The 18053-nt window shown below is 60.8% G+C and carries 12 protein-coding genes and 1 tRNA gene; 10 read left to right on the top strand and 3 right to left on the bottom strand.

Going from position 1 to position 18053, the window contains the following annotated elements:
• The first annotated feature begins 178 nt into the window (after window positions 1–178).
• From leuB to ACP156_RS19735, 3 genes are all read left to right on the top strand, one after another.
• The gene (leuB, locus tag ACP156_RS19745) at window positions 179–1285 is read left to right on the top strand and encodes a 3-isopropylmalate dehydrogenase (protein WP_425053276.1); all 1107 of its coding nucleotides are present in this window, start codon (window positions 179–181) and stop codon (window positions 1283–1285) included.
• Between the two features lie 114 nt (window positions 1286–1399).
• Window positions 1400–2374, top strand: coding sequence for a DMT family transporter (locus ACP156_RS19740; RefSeq protein WP_425053092.1), 975 nt, complete (start codon window positions 1400–1402; stop codon window positions 2372–2374).
• A 58-nt stretch (window positions 2375–2432) separates the two neighbouring features.
• Window positions 2433–2509: transfer RNA gene (locus ACP156_RS19735), tRNA-Pro, on the top strand.
• 218 nt (window positions 2510–2727) lie between these two features.
• On the opposite strand, the gene ACP156_RS19730 is transcribed toward ACP156_RS19735, so the two are convergent.
• The 3 genes from ACP156_RS19730 to ACP156_RS19720 all read right to left on the bottom strand — a co-directional run bounded on the left by ACP156_RS19730 (window position 2728) and on the right by ACP156_RS19720 (window position 5798).
• Window positions 2728–3252, bottom strand: coding sequence for a hypothetical protein (locus tag ACP156_RS19730; RefSeq protein ID WP_425053091.1), 525 nt, complete (start codon window positions 3250–3252; stop codon window positions 2728–2730).
• Window positions 3253–4191: 939 nt separating this feature from the next.
• On the bottom strand, window positions 4192–5028 hold the full coding sequence (locus ACP156_RS19725) for a hypothetical protein (protein ID WP_425053090.1): 837 nt from the start codon (window positions 5026–5028) through the stop codon (window positions 4192–4194).
• Window positions 5029–5474: 446 nt separating this feature from the next.
• Window positions 5475–5798, bottom strand: a complete 324-nt coding sequence (locus ACP156_RS19720; protein WP_425053089.1) for a hypothetical protein — start codon at window positions 5796–5798, stop codon at window positions 5475–5477.
• A gap of 3722 nt (window positions 5799–9520) precedes the next feature.
• Here ACP156_RS19720 and ACP156_RS19715 point away from each other — a divergent pair.
• From ACP156_RS19715 to ACP156_RS19685, 7 genes are all read left to right on the top strand, one after another.
• Window positions 9521–10780, top strand: coding sequence for an ABC transporter substrate-binding protein (locus ACP156_RS19715; RefSeq protein WP_425053088.1), 1260 nt, complete (start codon window positions 9521–9523; stop codon window positions 10778–10780).
• A gap of 90 nt (window positions 10781–10870) precedes the next feature.
• Window positions 10871–11740 carry a carbohydrate ABC transporter permease gene (locus ACP156_RS19710; RefSeq protein WP_425053087.1) on the top strand — a complete coding sequence of 290 codons (870 nt, stop codon included), beginning with the start codon at window positions 10871–10873 and terminating at the stop codon, window positions 11738–11740.
• Window positions 11730–12554: a carbohydrate ABC transporter permease gene (locus ACP156_RS19705; protein ID WP_425053086.1), complete on the top strand. Its 825-nt coding sequence runs from the start codon at window positions 11730–11732 to the stop codon at window positions 12552–12554. Before ACP156_RS19710 ends, ACP156_RS19705 begins: the two co-directional genes overlap by 11 nt.
• 37 nt (window positions 12555–12591) lie before the next feature.
• A complete protein-coding gene (locus ACP156_RS19700; RefSeq protein WP_425053085.1) occupies window positions 12592–13359 on the top strand; it encodes a glycerophosphodiester phosphodiesterase family protein in 768 nt (255 codons plus the stop codon).
• Window positions 13356–14378, top strand: a complete 1023-nt coding sequence (locus ACP156_RS19695) for an ABC transporter ATP-binding protein (protein ID WP_425053084.1) — start codon at window positions 13356–13358, stop codon at window positions 14376–14378. Before ACP156_RS19700 ends, ACP156_RS19695 begins: the two co-directional genes overlap by 4 nt.
• Before the next feature lie 67 nt (window positions 14379–14445).
• Window positions 14446–15315: a MurR/RpiR family transcriptional regulator gene (locus ACP156_RS19690; RefSeq protein ID WP_425053083.1), complete on the top strand. Its 870-nt coding sequence runs from the start codon at window positions 14446–14448 to the stop codon at window positions 15313–15315.
• Window positions 15316–16713: 1398 nt separating this feature from the next.
• The gene (locus ACP156_RS19685) at window positions 16714–17856 is read left to right on the top strand and encodes a cache domain-containing protein (protein ID WP_425053082.1); all 1143 of its coding nucleotides are present in this window, start codon (window positions 16714–16716) and stop codon (window positions 17854–17856) included.
• Window positions 17857–18053 lie beyond the last annotated feature (197 nt).

Here is an 18053-nt window from a genome sequence, read left to right as displayed (position 1 = left end):
CACCCTCGATATGGCGCGCCGGTCCGGCCGCAGTAGACACGTTCGCGCCATCCCGTCATGCGCTGCCGATATGGCTTGCCGCAACGCGGCGGAACCCCAAGGTTTCTTGACCCCCCGGCAAGGCCGGGATAGGCGATGCCCGACCCGTGAGAACGACACAAAGGAAGGGAACTTGTCCATGTCCAACCCCTCGCTTCTGATCCTGCCCGGCGACGGCATCGGCCCCGAGGTGATGGCCGAGGTCCGCAAGGTGATCGACTGGTTCGGCGCCAAGCGCGACATGGCTTTCGACGTCAGCGAGGACCTCGTCGGCGGCTGCGCCTATGACGCGCACGGCACGCCTCTGACCGACGAGACCATGGCCAAGGCTCAGGAAGTCGACGCCGTCCTGCTGGGCGCCGTGGGCGGCCCCAAGTACGACACCCTCGATTTCAGCGTGAAGCCCGAGCGCGGCCTGCTGCGCCTGCGCAAGGAGATGGACTTGTACGCGAACCTGCGCCCGGCGCAGTGCTTCGACGCGCTGGCCGACTTCTCGTCGCTGAAAAAGGATGTGGTCGCCGGCCTCGACATCATGATCATCCGCGAGCTGACCTCGGGCGTCTACTTCGGCGAGCCCCGTGGCGTGTTCAAGGAAGGCAACGAGCGCGTCGGCATCAACACCCAGCGCTACACCGAATCCGAAATCGCCCGCGTCGCCCGTTCGGCTTTCGAACTGGCCCGCAAGCGCGGCAACAAGGTCTGCTCGATGGAGAAGGCCAACGTGATGGAATCGGGCGTGCTGTGGCGCGACGTGGTGCAGGAGATCCACGACGCCGAATACCCGGACGTCGAGCTGTCGCACATGTACGCCGACGCGGGCGCCATGCAGCTTACCCGCTGGCCCAAGCAGTTCGACGTGATCGTCACCGACAACCTGTTCGGCGACCTGCTGTCGGACCTTGCCGCGATGCTGACCGGCTCGCTGGGCATGCTGCCCTCGGCCTCGCTTGGCGCGCCGATGGCGAATGGCCGCCCGAAAGCGCTGTACGAACCGGTCCACGGCTCGGCGCCCGATATCGCGGGCACCGGCAAGGCGAACCCGATCGCCTGCATCCTGTCGTTCGCGATGGCGCTGCGGTACTCGTTCGACAAGGGCGACGAGGCGACCCGGCTGGAAGAAGCGGTGAACGCCGTGCTGGCCGACGGCCTGCGCACCGCCGATCTGCTGGGCGAAGACGGCGTTCAGCCGGTGTCCACCGCCGAAATGGGCGACGCAATCGTTGCGAAACTCGACGCCTCGCTTTGACGCGGTGATCGAAAGCCCGTCAATCGGGCTGAAATATCGTGCAAAACCGGCGGCATGCCTTGACGCTGTCGCCGGTTAACACATTGTCGACGGCAACCACCTTAGGTTTGCCGAATGTCAGCATCAAAATCCAACATCAAGGGCGCGCTCTTCGCGCTCGCCGGTTTCGGTCTGTTCTCGACTCACGACGTGGTCGTGAAGACGCTGGGCGCGACCCTGTCGACCTTTCAGATCATCTTTTACAGCGTGCTTCTAAGCTTTCCGCTGGTCATGCTTATGCTTATGCGCGACCGCACGGCGGACACGCTGATCCCGAAACACCCGTGGTGGACGGCACTGCGCACCGGATGCGCGGTGATCACCGGCCTGTGCGTGTTCTACGCCTTCGCGACCCTGCCGATGGCCGAGGTCTATGCGATCATCTTTGCGCAGCCCTTGCTGATCACGGTGCTGTCGATTCCGATCCTTGGCGAAACGGTGGGCCGCCACCGCTGGGCCGCTGTCGTCGTGGGCCTGATCGGTGTCGTCGTGGTCCTGCGCCCCGGCGCGTCAGAGTTCACGCTGGGCCACCTTGCCGCCGTCGTGGGGGCGTTCACCGGGTCGCTGGTGTCGATCATCGTCCGCAAGATCGGGCAGGATGAACGCAGCGCGGTGCTGCTGCTGTACCCGATGATGGCGAACTTCGTGGTGATGGCGCTTGCGCTTCCCCTGGTCTACACGCCGATGCCGCTGATCGATCTGGGGCTGGTGGGTCTTATGGCGTCGCTGGCGTTCATTGCCGGCCTGCTGATGATCCAGGCCTACAAGAACGGCGACGCGGCCATCGTCGCGCCGATGCACTATTCCCAGATGATCTGGGCCGCGATCTACGGCAGCCTTTTCTTCGATGAAGTGCCCGACAAGGTGACGTGGATCGGCGCGGGAATCATTATCTCAAGCGGGGTCTACATCGTGCTGCGCGAGAGCCTTGGCGGCATGTCCCGTGTCACCCCGGTGCTGCGCACGAAGTCGCGCGCCGAGACAGGCACCACCCCCCGCGTTTCCGCCCTTGCACGTATCTCGCGCCGCACACCGGCGCGGGCGCAATAAAGGTGGCAGAAGGGGTATTGCAAATGCCGCGGCGAGGGGATACTGCACCCGCCACGGTCGGAGTGTAGCTCAGCCTGGTAGAGCACTGTCTTCGGGAGGCAGGGGTCGTAGGTTCGAATCCTGCCACTCCGACCAATTTTTCAGTATCTTAGCTGAATCGCGTCGCCCCCCAAGTGGGGTGGCGGTCCCGTTTCGGTCCTGTTTGCGCCAGAAACAACTACAATGTGGATGGTGGCGGTGCATGTACGGGCCCGTCAGCGGCTTCTCTATGCTCCGATTGAGACGAGGTTCGCAGACATCAAGCTCGCGATCCGACCGGCAGCCCGTTGGTGCGATTGGTAGCCCCTGTGGCGTCAGGATCTCCGGTTCATCGCGTCGACGGCCGTTTTCTGAAAATCCGGGCTGTGATGGCCATAGACACGCTCGATGGTATCGATCGAGGTCGAAAAATAGCCTGCGGCGTCCCATGTGGTCGCGCCTTTTTGGAGCGCCCATGTGATTGCCGTATGTTTGAGTGTATGGGGCGTGACGCCGGTGAGATCGATGTCTATCCCCTTTGCCGCTGCAAGCTCTCGGGCTAGGACGATCGCGCTGGACCAAGAGTTCTTGATGCTCCCTACCCGGCGCCCTTTGTAGTCCTCGACGACGTATTTGCGGCCGTTCCTCGCTTGGATGCGGAGGTATGCGAGATACCGAGCAGGAAGGCGCGCTGGTCGCTGGCGTTTAAGTGTCTCTCGTTTGCCCTGCGGTTTGCGGTACAAGATGCCCTGCTCGGTATCGACATGTCCTCCGACGATAGACGGCGTATCGAAATGCATCCCCAGAATCGTGGCTTTCCTAGATCCCGTGTAGAGTCCGTGCAGGATGAAATCGGCCAAGTGGTTGCCCCTCGCGGAGCTTCTGCGAGCTGCACGCAGGAGCCAGGACGCTTCCTGCCGTGTGAGCCATCGCTCCTTAGGTTCCGGCTTGGGTGGCAGGGTGACCTTCACTGGCGTTGTGAGATAGCCCTCGCGATGGCAATGGTTGACCGCCGCCTGAAGCACGTTCAGCTCTCGCCGGACCGTCCCATCGCTGGCGCGGGTTCCGTGCTTTGTCACTCTATTTCTGGCATATTCCCGACATGTATTGCCGGTGATTGTCGAGACTGGCCGGTCCGCCCAGAATTTATCGAGTGCGATTATCGCGTGTCCGATTCTCACCGGATCGGAGACGTGAATCGCGTGCTCCTCGCCATAGAGGGAGAGACATGTGGATATCGGCAGGTCCTGCGAGTTCGTTGGACCGGTGGGGCGATACTTCTGCTCGAGATACTCTGCGAGCGCAGTCTCCGCCTGCTGACGGTCCGCTGTGCCCGTGGAGAGCCTTACCGACCCATCGCGAATTTCCCAGACCGAGTTCCCATCGTTGCGCTCCCTCCAGTGAAGGCGAGCCATCTTTCTCTTGCGCGGCAAAGGTAGTCTAGCTCCCGGTTGGGCTCCGATTGCAGTCAGTGAACGCGACTGGATCGGAGGCTGACACCCCTAACATACTGGCCGTCCGCAGGAGACTGTCAACGTGGATCGCGGACAGCAGTTATCTGCCGAATATGACAGCATTCTGGGAACTCTGGCGGTGAAGCTTCGGTGAAGGGGTCGAGCGCCCTCTATTGTGAATCTTCTCGCCACGTTCGGGGGCAGGCTTTCGTCTGGGCGTTGAGATTGGGCAGTTGGTGATGGCCCGAGGCTCACGTAATCTGTAGCACTTCGGGAAGGGCGGAACCTTAAACCTAACTTTGGGATATCGGCGCCTTCCGACTAAAGACGGCCTAAAGGCTAACCCTACTTGTTCATCGCGAGCTGCACCACGTTCGATGCGATGTTCGACGCAGGCACGATGAACGACCGGATCACGATGGTCTGCTTCGCCACCGACACACCCGTCTGCCACGCCTTCTCAGCGGTCACCAGATAGCGATAGGCATTCCGACCCAGGAGGAAAGTGGCCGTGTCTGCAATCGCCTGACGCACCTCCTGCTTCATCCGGCTGGCCCCGTCCCAGGCATCAGACACCGACGCACTCCGATAGCCCACCGCGTTCGGCACCATGTCCCTGCGGACCATGAACCCATCATCCCCGAATATTTGGCGAATGTAGTCCTTGGTCTCGCGCGGGATGATCGCCCATGCGTCCTTGAACACCTCGTCTTTCAGGGTCTCATCCGAGAGATCGACGAATTCGCCTTCGCGTCCCTCCCGCTCGCCCTTGTCCCAGGCCTCCTTCAGCCGGTCGATCAGCATGTTGTTGTAGCTCTGCGCCAGACGCTCTTCGGTCTGACGGCCTGCCCATGCCCCCAGCATCTCGCCCAGGTGCTCATTGCGCCGGAGCATCATCGCCTTCGCTGGATCAATCGACCGCTCATAGGCCACGACCTGGAAGTCCTCATCGTAGATCGGCATCAGCACCTCGCCCGACTGACGGTTCTGACGGTAGTTCCCCGAGGAGATCGCATCCCGGATTGCGATGACCTCGTCGCTGTCGGTGATCACCCCGGCGACCCGGCCATTCAGCGTGCGCCCGGTCTTCGGATCGACCCCGTTCATCGACGTCTGGACCGTCTCCATGGCCCCCTGATTGAACATCGAGTTGCCACCGACCGAGCTGTAGTAATAGCCCATCCGCCCGCCTTCGATGTCGTTGCCCTCGTAGTTGCCGACCCGCGTATAGCCCAGGGTCTCCAGCCGGACCTGCTCAGAGTCGCTCCGGACGACCAGAGAGGCCCCTTCCGCCTTCTCGGCGGGGACAACCCCTTGTACCCGTTGATGCGTCCACGGTCGCTGTCCGTGCGTGTCAGCTCCTTGTTCCGGAGATCCCGCAGGTAGTGGACCAGGAAATCCACCCCGGCCACTTCCTCCTGGCTCAGATCCGCCAGCGTCGCCCTGGTTCCATCATCCACCCGGTCGAGGGCATAGAGCGTGGTCAGCTTGTCGATCATCGCCACACGGGCAGAATCGACTTCCCCGTCCCGCGTATTGGCATGGAGGTAGCCGATGGCATAGGCGTTCCGCTTGAAGCTCATGTTGTTCGGGTCGATCTGACCATCCACCATGAACTGCGCAAGCTCCTAGGCACGACGCTCGTACTCGGCATAGGACCGGGGAGCGGCTGCCCTCAGCTCTGCTTCCGCATCCCGGATCGCCTGTGCCCGCACGCTGTCATCCGCCAGCATCGCCCGAATATCATCCGGCGACATCGTGTCCAGCAGCACCGCGAGATCGGTCTGGGCCAGCCCTTTGTGCAGCTTCGCCCATTCATCCTTCGCAAGCTCGCGGCTGAACTGCTCGGCAAACACCTTCGGCAGCGTCTCCCGGTGATCCTGACGCATACTCGACACGGCGTACTTCACCTTGTTGACCATGGCATAGACGGCCCTTGTGTCGTCGGTCATACCAAACACTTCCGACATCAGCTCCCGAACCTAAAGGCAGCCTAAAACCTAGCCGCGATCCTGATACGAGCGCCGTGAATATCAAAGGAAATGGCCGCAATATCATACAACAAGACCATCGACGTTTGGCGGCTAGGACAAGCCTGAGTGCGATTGGTTTTCATTTCGGGCCGGCGTGCGGCTTCTGAATTTTGTCTCAGCGCCTGCGACGGTTGGCGGGGTGGTCAGATCTAGATTTAGAAAATTTTCCGATGAATGAAGATTTTTATTGACGGATTCTGATAAGTGGGTATAACTGGCGTCACCCGCCAAGGGGGCCATGGTATCGGCCCGAGCTTGGAAAATTTTCGGCGAGTTCCCGAGGTCTTCTATCCGGCAATATGCGTCGGCATGCTTTGAAAGCGGGGAGGGCAGACCATCCCTACATTCCCCCAATATTGCAGAAATCTACGGCGACGCGCCGATGGCCACCCTGACCGTTAATCCGAGCGATGCCCCCCGTCCGCTGTAAGCGTTTAGTCAAGGGTCAGGCGTAGCGGTAGTTCTTCCCGGGCAAGGAACACAATGCTCCTAGCCACGCGGCCTTCCTCCCTGGTTCCTGAAGCCTCTGTAGAGCCCTCGTGGAGATGCTACGGCCAGGCGCGGATCTGGCTCCCCATGCCTTCTGGATCCAATACATCCAAACGCCGCTGGCCTGAAGGCTCAGCGCCAAAATCGCCGGCTCCAGGCTAGGCACTAGATCCGGCTTTCCTTGGTTCGTATTTCGGATGTTGTGCGTGTGTCGCTGTATCGGGGGGGGCGTGTCGCTTGGGAACCAGATCAGGTGGAATCCTGAGGGCGCGCCCAAGAGGCTCTGGAAGGGCGCTAGAATGCGTGCCGCGACTCCGAGGTCTGTTGAGGTGCGGTCCGGTGTAGGGGCTCTCTGACGGGCGTGGAGAGGCGCTGTGAACGTTGTCACCTGAGGAGGCTAGTGCAGGTCGGATAGCGAATGGCCTCCTAGGACCTATCGCTCTGCCTCACGTCCCAAGTCCTTGTCCGCGCCGTTGGCATCACACGGCTCCCAGCGCTTCTTAACTTGGTCCTGGTTCAATCCTGAGGCGTGACAGGAACGAAACGAGCCATGCGCAACGCTCCTTCTTGCAGGGCCTCACATCTGAAGGCCCGGGGGGTAGGGCAGCTTGAGCCAGAAGCGGTGGCGATACGTAGGTGGTGCGAGGCGCGCCGTGAATGGCCTTGCATTGGCCCTCTTCTGGGAGGCCAGCATAGCTAGTCGCTCAAGCCGGAGAGCTTCCGGCAGCACTCATGATCCAGCGGGCGAAACGGCCGGGAATTGGAATGACGCCCTTTTTTTGATCCGGGCGGCTCATACCTGCCGGGACCCAGAAGAGGAACTGCTAACTTTCAAAATTCGGGGAGGGGTGCGGAAATCGGGTTATCTGGGCGTCGACCCTCACCCCCACGCTGCGGCGCGACAGATTCTGATCCAAGGGGGGAGGACACCCAGACGATGAGACGTGATGCAGGGCTTGCGTTGGAGAGCATGCCTCGCTGGCGCCTGATAGCATTGGTGGGAAGCCGTGGTTCTGCACTCAAGGATGCGGCCAGGGCAAACTTGATCGATGCCGACCTACTGCGTGTCAGGCCGGCGGCCGCCAGGCAAGCCGGCCTGACACGCAGTAGGGTGCTTGTTCGTAACCCACACGTTTTCGATGTTGCTGCCCTCGCCTGACATGAGAACCACGACGCCCAGTTACATCCACGATCGGTCTGAATAATGTGGGAGGGACAGCTCACTCATTTTCGAAAAAGCTACTTCTTGCCGGGTGCAGTTGGAGAGTTGGCCAGTACGATCCAGTGCATTTCGTTGCTACATACATTTCAGAAATATATCTCAAATGTAGTCTGAGGGGATATGTTTTCAGATTTGATATCATTTCAATTTTGAGAATAATTTTTTAGGTATATCTAATACTTTATGTATTGATTCCTATATAAACTTAGATTACCCTAATGGGAGGAGGCGGCGTCGATGGAGGTTTTTTATATATATACTGATTTCGCGCGCGAAGGGGGGGTGCGGAGCTCGCGCTTCGCAATTCAGCTCTGCGCCGGGGCTAATGTTGGTGTGCGCGGCGTAGGTGGATATGCCGAATATTCGTGAAATGTAGTTGCTGACTGCGCCGCCGATTAGCCGACCGCTGGGTCGCGCTTCAATGTTAAGGAAAGCGCGTTCTCAAGCGCCGCCTACATTTCAAAGATATTCGAGGAATGTAGCCTCCAGATAGGAGCGACCTCTGACCCTCGTGGGTGCATTCCGCCCCTGGTTCATTGCGGGGCGCCGTTCGTGCCGGATCCCCAAAGCGGTGAGCGAAGTCGACCGGGGCGGCTTCTTAAACCCGTCTACGGGGATGAGACGAACGAGGTGGAAGCTAAATGACGGCTACGAAATCGCGCCTTATCTCAACGACACTTGGAAGCGCTACCTCGTCAAATTACGCTACCGACAAGGCAATTCCCGGCGGCGCATAGTGGAAGCAATTTGCGTCGCTGACGGCGGTGCGGAGTCGGTGTCTCAATCCGCTGAAGTCGACACGCGCACCATTTGGCGGCAGCGCGCCCGAAGGCAGCCATTGGCTATTCAGGCTTGATCAGTTGCCACATCTGGCGTTCGATCATGCATTCGATTTCGAGGGGTGAAAGCGATCTCACGAATTTGGTTAGCAGATTTGGGATAACGAAATCGGTAAGCAAGGAGTTCAGCCATCCGACAATGTATCTTACCCGCAGTCGTCCTCGCATTGGCATTACAGGCTGCATTTCTAAAAGCGGCGGGGGCCGACGTTAAAATAATTCCTAGAGGGCAGACCTTTGATTGCACCCCAACGCATGTCTGGGACGGAGACGGACCGATCTGGTGTGAAGAAGGACCGAGGGTACGCCTAGCCGGAGTTGCAGCGCGTGAGATAGACGGCACGTGTTCGCCCGGTCATCCATGTCCACAGGCTGGCGGCGAAGATGCAAGAGATGCGTTGGTGGCTCTGTTGGGCGTTGCCGTTGGCGTGGGTAATCACGGACATATTCTTGTCTCCGGAGCGACATTGAGGTGTCTGTCGGATGGCTCCGCTGGTGGTAACCGGACGGCTTCATGGTGCAGCTCACCGACAGCGGGAGACGTGAACTGCGCGATGATAAATGGCGGCTGGGCGTTGCGCTGGGATCGGTATTGGAAGGATCACGGTTGCTAGACTTGGTCGCTTACGGCCGGTTGCCGTCATTCGCCAAGTTGGGCCACGATGCAGTACAGCTTCCCCGAACCCGCCATTGGCGCCATCGTGGAGTATGGTCTGGCAAGCACAGGTCAGCTCTGTAGGCAAAGTTGACCTTAGCCGCCCAATCCGACTTGTATGGTTCCGCACTATATCCGACGTCCGTCACGCAATTGCGATGCTGCACCGCTGCCGGCACGATACTGTGGGACTGCAAAAAAGCCGGGGCAAACCAGCCGATGGATACCTGCAAGTTTCATTGCAGGAACTGGAATTTCGCGGTCATCTTCGCTGCAATCACAGCCCACCGCGCACCTCCAACCCTGACCTCGCGGGAGCTGTGATACAGGGAGACCGTCAAGAAACCTTAATATATCGTTCGGTTTCCCGTCACATACCGCGTCTATCCCGGCCACCGGAAAAACGTGCAACCTGAATTGCAAAAAGGTGGTCCCCATGGACAAGAAACTTACCCGTATCGCCGGGCTGGGCTTTGCAGGCCTGCTTGGCTCGACCTCTCTCGCAGCAGCGGAGGTCACCGTCGAATTCTGGCACAGCTTTGGCGGCTCGTCCGGCGATGCTTTGGCCGAGATCATCGCCAACTTCGAAGAGGCCAACCCCGGCATCACCATCGAAGCCGAACATGTCGGCAACTACAACGACATCGTCGCCCGCCTACAGGCCGCCATTCCCGCCGGTCGTGAACCCGACGCCGTCATCATGGAAGTCACCCGCTACGGTCTGTTCGCCGACCGGGGCGTGCTGATGGATCTGACCGACTATCTCGAAGCAGATCCGCTGAAGGACGAACTGTTCGATTTCGCCCGCGAGGTCGGGGTCTACGAAGGCAAAAACTATATCGTGCCCTTCAATAGCTCCACCCCGGTGACCTACTTCAACAAGGAAATCTTCGAGCGTGCTGGCCTATCGGAAGACACGCCGCTGACGACCTACGACGAGATCCTTGCCGCCGCGCAACAGATCCAGAACGAGCTGGGCGACGAAGGTATCTACGGCATCGCGGCGCCGGGCCAGTTCGCGCGCTGGGGCCTGATCATGGACAACGACAGCGACCTCATCGACAGCGTTTCCGGCGAGATCCTGATCGACGCGCCGAACACCATCGAGGCCTACGAGTGGATGGCGTCGCTGGTGCATGACCACGGCGTCGCCTCGGCCGACAACGTCACCGAAGAGAACTCGGGCCGTGACGCGTTCCTGGCCGGCAATGTCGGGATCATGCTGAACTCGACCGGAAACTACCGCCAGTCCAAGGCGTCGCTGGGCGACAATCTGGTCGTGCGGCCCCTGCCCTGCAACAAGGTCTGCGCGGCGCCGATCGGCGGGGCCGGGATCGGCATCCTGTCGACGGCGGACGCCGAGGTGCAGGATGCCGCCTACCAGTTCATCAGCTTCGCCGCGTCGGCGGAGTCGAACGCAATCTGGTTCGCGGGCACCGGCTACATGCCGATCAACCGCAACACCGCCGAGCAGCCGCTGGCCGCCGAGACGCTGGAGAACGAGCCGGGCATCCGCGTGTCGATCGAGCAGCTGGACGTCGCCCGTGGCCGTCCGCGCCCGCCGGTCGTGACCTGGATGCGCGCCACCGAGTACGACATGTGGCAGGCGATGGCGCTGGGTCAGCGCGAGGTCGAGGACGTTCTGACCGATTTCGCCGACCGGACCCGCAACGAAGCCGGCCGCATGGGCCAGTAAGCCCGTCCGAGCCACCGGTGAGGGGCCCCGCCCTTGGGGCCCCTTGCCTGTCCGATCCCACGGACCCGCGCCCAAGGCACAATACCCGACATGTTTCGCAAACTGACCCCATACCTGTTCGTGTTGCCGCTTCTGGGCTTCATGGCGGTCTTCACCTACATCCCGATCCTGCAAAGCGTGAACCTATCGTTCCGCGAGTGGGATTTCATGTCGCCGACCAAGCCCTGGGTGGGGCTCGACAATTACCGGCTGCTGCTGACCTCGCGCGATTTCTGGAACTCGCTGAAGGTCACCGCGGTCTTCGCGCTGATCTCGGTGCCGCTGCGGTTGGCGCTGGCGCTGGCGGTGGCGTCCTTCCTGATCCGCGAGACGCCGGTGTCCCGCATCACGCGCGGCGCGATCTTCCTGCCCGCCGTCACCTCGACCGTGTCGATCGCGGTTGTGTTCTCTTGGGTGTTCTCGACCGATTACGGCGCGATCAACGGCTTTCTGCAGATGCTGGGCTTCGACAAGGTGCCGTGGATGCAGGACCCGCAGCTGGCGCTCTACGTGATCATCTTCGTGAACACGTGGAAGCAGCTTGGCTATGACGTCATCATCTATACCGCCGGTCTTCAGGCCATCTCGATGGAATACTACGATGCGGCGGCGGTGGACGGCGGACGCCGGTTCCACGTGTTCCGGCGGGTGACCTTCCCGCTGGTGATGCCAACCACGTATTTCCTTCTGGTGATCTCGGTGATCGACGCCTTCCAGGTGTTCACCATCGTCGACGTGATGACGCGCGGCGGGCCTGCCGGCGCCACCGACATGATCGTCAACATGCTGTACCGCGTCGGCTTTACCCTGTTCGACATCGGCACCGGGTCCGCGCTGGCCGTGCTGCTGTTCATCTTCCTGATTGTGCTTGCCATTCTTAAGGCCCGCGTGATCGGCCGGAGGGTCCACTATGACTCGTGAAACGTCCGCCCGCACACTTTGGATCATCAACGGCCTGACCCTGTTGGCCGCCGTGATCTTCCTGTCGCCTGTGCTGTATTCCATCTGGATGAGCTTCCAGACTTCGAACGCCTACTACGCTGGCGGGGTCGAGTTCACGTTCCGCAACTACGACGTGGCGGTGGGCCAATACAACTTCGCCCGTTACCTGCTGAACTCGGTGATCGTGTCGGGGATCGTGACGTTGTTGGGCATCGCGTTCGCCACGATGGCCGCCTTCGCCTTCGCCCGGTTCGAGTTCCGGGGTGGCAACCTGATGTTCGGCGCGGTGGTGGCGACGCTGATGATCCCCAGCCACATCACACTGATCCCGAACTACCTAACGCTGGCGCGCGCCGGGCTGCTGGACAGCTACGCAGGGCTGATCCTGCCCGCGATCTCGTCGGGCTTCGCCGCCTTCTTCCTGCGCCAGTACATCCGCGGCATCCCCCGCGCACTTGACGAGGCGGCATACATGGACGGCGCGACACCGCTCAAGGTTCTGTGGCGGGTGATCGTGCCGATCTCGAAGCCGGCGATCTTCTCGATGGGGCTGCAATTGTTCATCGCGGAATGGAACAACTACATCTGGCCGCTCGTCGCGATCAGCGAAAGCGACCTTTACACCCTGCAGATCGGGCTGGCACGGCTGTACCGAGTAAACCCGGGCGAGGACGTAATCGACTGGCCGCTGGTGATGGCGGCGTCGACCATCACTATCCTGCCGGTGTTGCTGGGCTTCGTCCTTGTCGAACGTCACCTCGTGCGCGGCATCACGATGGGGGCGGTGAAATGAGCGCCCCCACCCCGAATATCAAGAAGAAGAAATCGCAATGACTGACCTTTCCCCCGTTACCCGCATCGCCTCGCACCGGGGTGGCACGCTGGAGTTCGGCGACAGCACGCCGCATGGCTTCCGCACCACCGCAGCGATGCCAGTGGACGAGGTCGAGTTCGACGTCCACCCCACTGCCGACGGCGCGATCATGGTGCACCACGACGCCACGCTGGACCGCACCACCGACGCCACAGGCGCGATCCGCGACCTGACCGAGGCAAAGGTCCGCGCCGCCGTCATCGACTATTCCGGCGGGCAGCACCCGATCTCACTGGCCGAGCTTTGCGCGATCTACGCCGAAAGCCACGTCACCCTGCGCTGCGAGATCAAGCCGGGACCTGGCGGCGTGGCCTATGCTGATTTCGCCCACCGCGTCGTGGCCGAGATCGACCGCTGCGGGATGCTGGCGAAGACCGGCTTCACCTCGTTCCTCGTGCCCACGCTGGACGAGCTACGCGATGTCACCGATAGACCCCTGTTGTGGCTGGTTAGCCCACCGGTCCTGACGCAGCTTGGGCCCGACGCCGTGGCGGAACTGGCGAAAGCGCATTGCATCCCCGAGATCGGCGTGAACGTCGATACCGCATCGGAAACGTTGCGCGATCACATCCGAGGCGCGGGGCTGGAGTTCGGCTGCTGGGCCGCCCACACCGCGGCGCAGATCGACCACGCCCTGGCCCTTGGCGCCAAGGTGTTCACCACCGACCGCCCCAACCTTGCCATCGCCCGCCGTGACGCGTTCCAGAAGGAGACGGCAGCATGAGCTCGATCACCCTTCGAGAAATCCGAAAAAGCTATACCAACGGCCCTCGGGTCCTGCATGGCGTCGACCTAGACATCGGCGACGGCGAGTTCGTCGTAATCGTCGGTCCCTCGGGCTGCGGCAAGTCCACTTTGCTGCGCCTGATCGCCGGGCTGGAACGCTGCGAAGAGGGTGAGATCGTTATCGACGGCCGCCGCGCGAACGAGTTGCCTCCGCAGGATCGCAACATCGCGATGATCTTCCAGAACTACGCGCTGTATCCGCACATGTCGGTGCTGGAAAACATCGCTTTCGGGCTGGAGCTGCGAAAGATCCCCCGCAAGCAGCGCGAGGCCCGCGCCCGCGAGGTGGCCGAGACGCTGCAGCTGACGCCTTTCCTCGACCGCAAGCCCGGCGCGCTGTCGGGCGGTCAGCGGCAGCGGGTGGCGATGGGTCGAGCGATGGCACGCGACACCTCGACCTTCCTGATGGACGAGCCGCTGTCGAACCTCGACAACGCTTTGCGCAACGCGATGCGTACCGAGATCAAGTCGATCCACCAGCAACTGGGCGCGACCATCGTCTTCGTCACCCACGACCAGACAGAGGCGCTGTCGCTTGCCGACCGGATTGCGGTGATGAAAGACGGCCACCTACAGCAGTTCGACACGCCGGCCGCCATCTACGACCGCCCCGCCAACCGCTTCGTTGCGTCCTTCCTTGGCACGCCAAAGATGAACTTCGTCACATCCGACGCGGTCACGGGCTGGACCGGGCCACGCGGGGTCGAGGTGGGGCTTAGGCCGGACACACTGCGGCTACACCGCAAGAAACCGGGCGCTGCGTCAATCGAGGCCCGGCTGACCCTGACCGAGATGACCGGCTCCGAGGTGGTGCTGCACTGCCAGACCCAGTTGGGCGCCATGTCGGCCATAGCCCACCGCGCGCAGGAGCTGCCCGCCCCGGGTGACAGGATCTGGCTGGAATACGACTTAGCCGCCGCACACCTGTTCGACATGCAAAGCGGCGCGCGTGTCTGAGACCTCCCAATCCGGGCCGCCATACTGAGCTGGACTGCGCGGCCCGTTCAAGAGACCATCCCTACCGATGCAAAGCCACGACGCCACGTTCCTGGACGACCTCATCATCCGCCACTCGGACCAGTTGACGGAGGCGGATACCCGCATCCTCGACGTGATGGTCCGCGACCCGATCCGCGCGGCGATGGAGAACGGCAAAGAGGTCAGCTTTCGCGCCGGGGTGCATCCCGCCTCGGCGGTGCGGCTGGCGCGGCGGCTGGGATTCAAAGGCTACCCCGATTTCCGGGCCTTCCTTCAGCAGCGGCTGGTCGAGGGCAACGGCGAGTTCGAGGACCCCACCGCCCGCATCGCCGCCCGGCTGGCCAAGGCGGGGGACAGTGGCCTTCTGGCCTCGGTTCTGGACAGCGAGATCACCGCACTGGAACACCTCCGCGCCAGCGTGACCGATGCCGACATCCGCAGCTTTTCCGAGGCGTTACTGGAAGCCCGGCGGATCTTCCTGTTCGGGCAAAGCCACGCCGCCACATTGTGCCATCTGGTGGCACTGCGGTTGCGGCGGTCGGGCTATGACGCGGTCGACCTGTCGCTGATGCAGCACCAGTGGCTGGAACAGGTAGCAGGGATGACCGGTGAAGACGTGCTGTGGCTTATCAATTTCCGCAAGGTACCGGCGGCGGCGGCGCGGATCTTGCAGGTCGCAACGGCGCGCGGCGCGACGACGCTAGCGCTGACCGACAAGCGGGGCGCCGCGCTGGACCCTGTCCCCGACCGCCATATCGCGGTGTCCCGTGGCGAGGCGGGCGAGTCGCAGAGCCTGGTCGTACCGATGACCGTGACGAACACTGTGATCCTGGACCTGGCGACCATCGACGACGGTCGCACGATGCGCGCGCTGGCCGAGTTCCGCGACATGCGCGAGCGACTGGCGCCGTATTGACCAGCAGTTTCGCTGCTCCTTAGCACAATGCAATAGCGGCTTTTCCCGCGAAAACGTACGGATGCGTCCCATTCACTACGGTGTACTGTTGGGAAACTTGCAGCAACACGAATATCCGGCAAATCTAGCGGTAGGTCGAACCGGCGATTGATCTGTCGCTGAGCCTCCCTCTTGTCTCCGCCCAGAAGCGATACCTGTTCGCATGCGCAGCCTACATTTCTGGGATATCGGGCGAATGTAGCATGAGTGAAACGGGGAGTTTCAAGAGGTGCTGTGGTGCGTTTCTTCTCTGGTTCGCAGTTGAGAAAACGTTTGCTTCGGGTTCTAGGCTGGGGTGTCCTTTCGCTGAGTGCGCGATCCCCCAGTATCCGAGACAGCGCGTCCGTCTTGGCCTTGGCGCTTCGAGGTGATCAGCTGCTGTCGGTCGGCAAGGCGTAGCTCGGGCAGGTCAAAACTGGCCCCGCGAAAGCCTGCTTCCGGCCCTTACCTGCCATTTGAAGTAACTGCAGGTGCGGCACCGCAACATCACCGAAGCGGACTGCCCTAGCCCAAAAGGCCCATTCTATGTTTCATGCGGGCTGCCTCTTTCGTCAATTTGTATGCCCGGCCAAGGAGGGGTGCCGCTGATAAGCCTCCGCACTGCGAGCGCGGCTTCCTTGGGAGTACAATCGTGAGGGGCGTTGGTTGGATCAAACAGCTCGTGCCCGCAATCCCATTGGGGGCCATTGTCGACGGCCTCTAGGCCAAGCAGCGCTAGTGCCCGTGCAAGTACCATGGGGTAGAGGTCAGATGGAAAAATAGGAAACTCAGGATCAAAAATCTGAACCGTCGCTCCTGCTATGCAGCAACAGATGTCGTGATCGCCGAGTTCCTTCTGCACGCATTGACGCTTGATTGCCGGGGTATCACAAGGGTCGCCGTCAGGTCCAAGTGCTTCTGCGACGGTGGTACGCCAAACGCCGATACAAAATGCGGCATTCGGAGCGCCACGCTCAAGCCAGTGCGCAAGCTGTGTGAGTCTTCCGATATTCAACGTGTTCACCTATAGCTTGCGGCCCCATCCAGCCGAAAAACGTGATGTCCAAAGTCGGAGCTTCGGTTTGATAGTCGGTCTCATTTCTCGGCTTAACCATTTCAATATATGGCCTTAGGCCAATTAGCGGTCAGAAACCATGAGTTCGGTTTTGGGTTCTATCTCCCGGTTTCCAATTCATGCCTGCGTGGACTGGCCTTCTCTCATACAGTTGAGGCAACCGACGCCAATTATGGTGACGTAGCAGAAATACGGCACTTGCCCAATTCCGACCACAATCGCCCCGCATCTAGGTCACCCTATGGGTGAACAATAGGCTCCGCTTGTTCGCTATAGGCTGAATTCCTCCACAGTAAAGGTAGACGATGTCACAACTCGCGCGCGCCCACAGCCCACGCATCGAGGCCGCCTTCTTCGGATTGCTGGTCTTCTTTATCGTGATCACGGCAGTTTCGGTCGCTTTGGCCGTTCACTCCAAGGCAAGAGAATTCGAAGACAGGGTGGAGAACGAGCTTGTTCTACAGAGCGCGAGGGCGCTCTCCGTTCAGTTCAACACCTCGCTTGAGCGAGAGTGGGACAGTATCCGCGCCGTCGCCGAGAGTATCGGAGGAGCCCCCAAAGCCGAGCTAGACGACTTTATGGATGCGGTGCCGGCCGCAGGCGGGCGTATTCAGTGGGCAGGCTTCGTCGATGTCGCCGGCGTCGTGGTCTCTGGATCGGGCCGGATCTGGGAAGGTCGGGACTTTAGCGGGAGGAGGTTTTTTCGGGAAGGGCTTTCAGGAGAAGGCGTTGGGAACGTGTTTGAGACATCTGCTTTCTCGAGCGCCGAGGTCCCGGAGCCAGCCAAATTGGTGAATTTCTCAATGCCAGTTATGGGAGAAGACGGCGAAATCGAAGGTGTCCTCGTATACTCCGTTCGTATTGCGTGGGTTGAAGCATTACTTGGCCGTCTTTCCGGCGAGATGGGCTTGCAAATCGCTGTTCTGGACCAACGGAATGAATTTGTCGTCAACACGTTGGCGACTACGGGCCAATCAATCCCCGACGCCGTCAAAAGCAAACTGCAGCTCCGATCTTTTGACGCGATCTCGCTCGCCAGCGAGGAAACTGCGGATCGTAGATTCGCCGTAGTGCCAAGCTTCACTTTGCAAAGCATGCCGTCGTTCGGCTGGGACTTAGTTGTCGCCCTCAAAAGCGACGGCGTTTCGACAGCATTGCCCGAACTGCGGAATGCGGTCTTTGTCATTGTCGCCTTTGCTGCAGGCTTTGTTATCACGGTCATCTTTGCTCTGTTTCGGTTCTTGGTTTGGCCGTTCAAGAGATTGTCCGGGGATGCCTACGCCCTCGCCAAAGGGACAATAGTCTATCCTGTTTACCACCGGTCTAGTCGCGAGGCGGAGACCCTCTCAGAAGCGCTTGCGCTTCTTCAGACGCGGCTAGAGGTAGATCAAGTCAAGCAGAGGAAGTCGCAGTTCAAAATCGTACCTCACTCGACCCGCGCTGGTTGAGCGGCAAGCGGCGCTTTGCGCCCGCCCTTGGGTGGTTCGCGCAAGCTCCGAGCAAGTGTGGCGCACGGTGCAAAGTCCGCATAAGTCGGGTTCATGATATTGGGTTGCTTGGATCGTTGGTCTGCAGCAGAGTAGCGTTGTGAGTTTATTGCTATTGTCGCTTCGAACGCTTCTGGGGGGACGCGCTTCAATGCACT

Source organism: Psychromarinibacter sp. S121, assembly GCF_049801035.1.
In the GTDB taxonomy this organism is placed as follows: domain Bacteria; phylum Pseudomonadota; class Alphaproteobacteria; order Rhodobacterales; family Rhodobacteraceae; genus Psychromarinibacter.
This window is presented reverse-complemented; position numbering and strand designations above follow the sequence as displayed.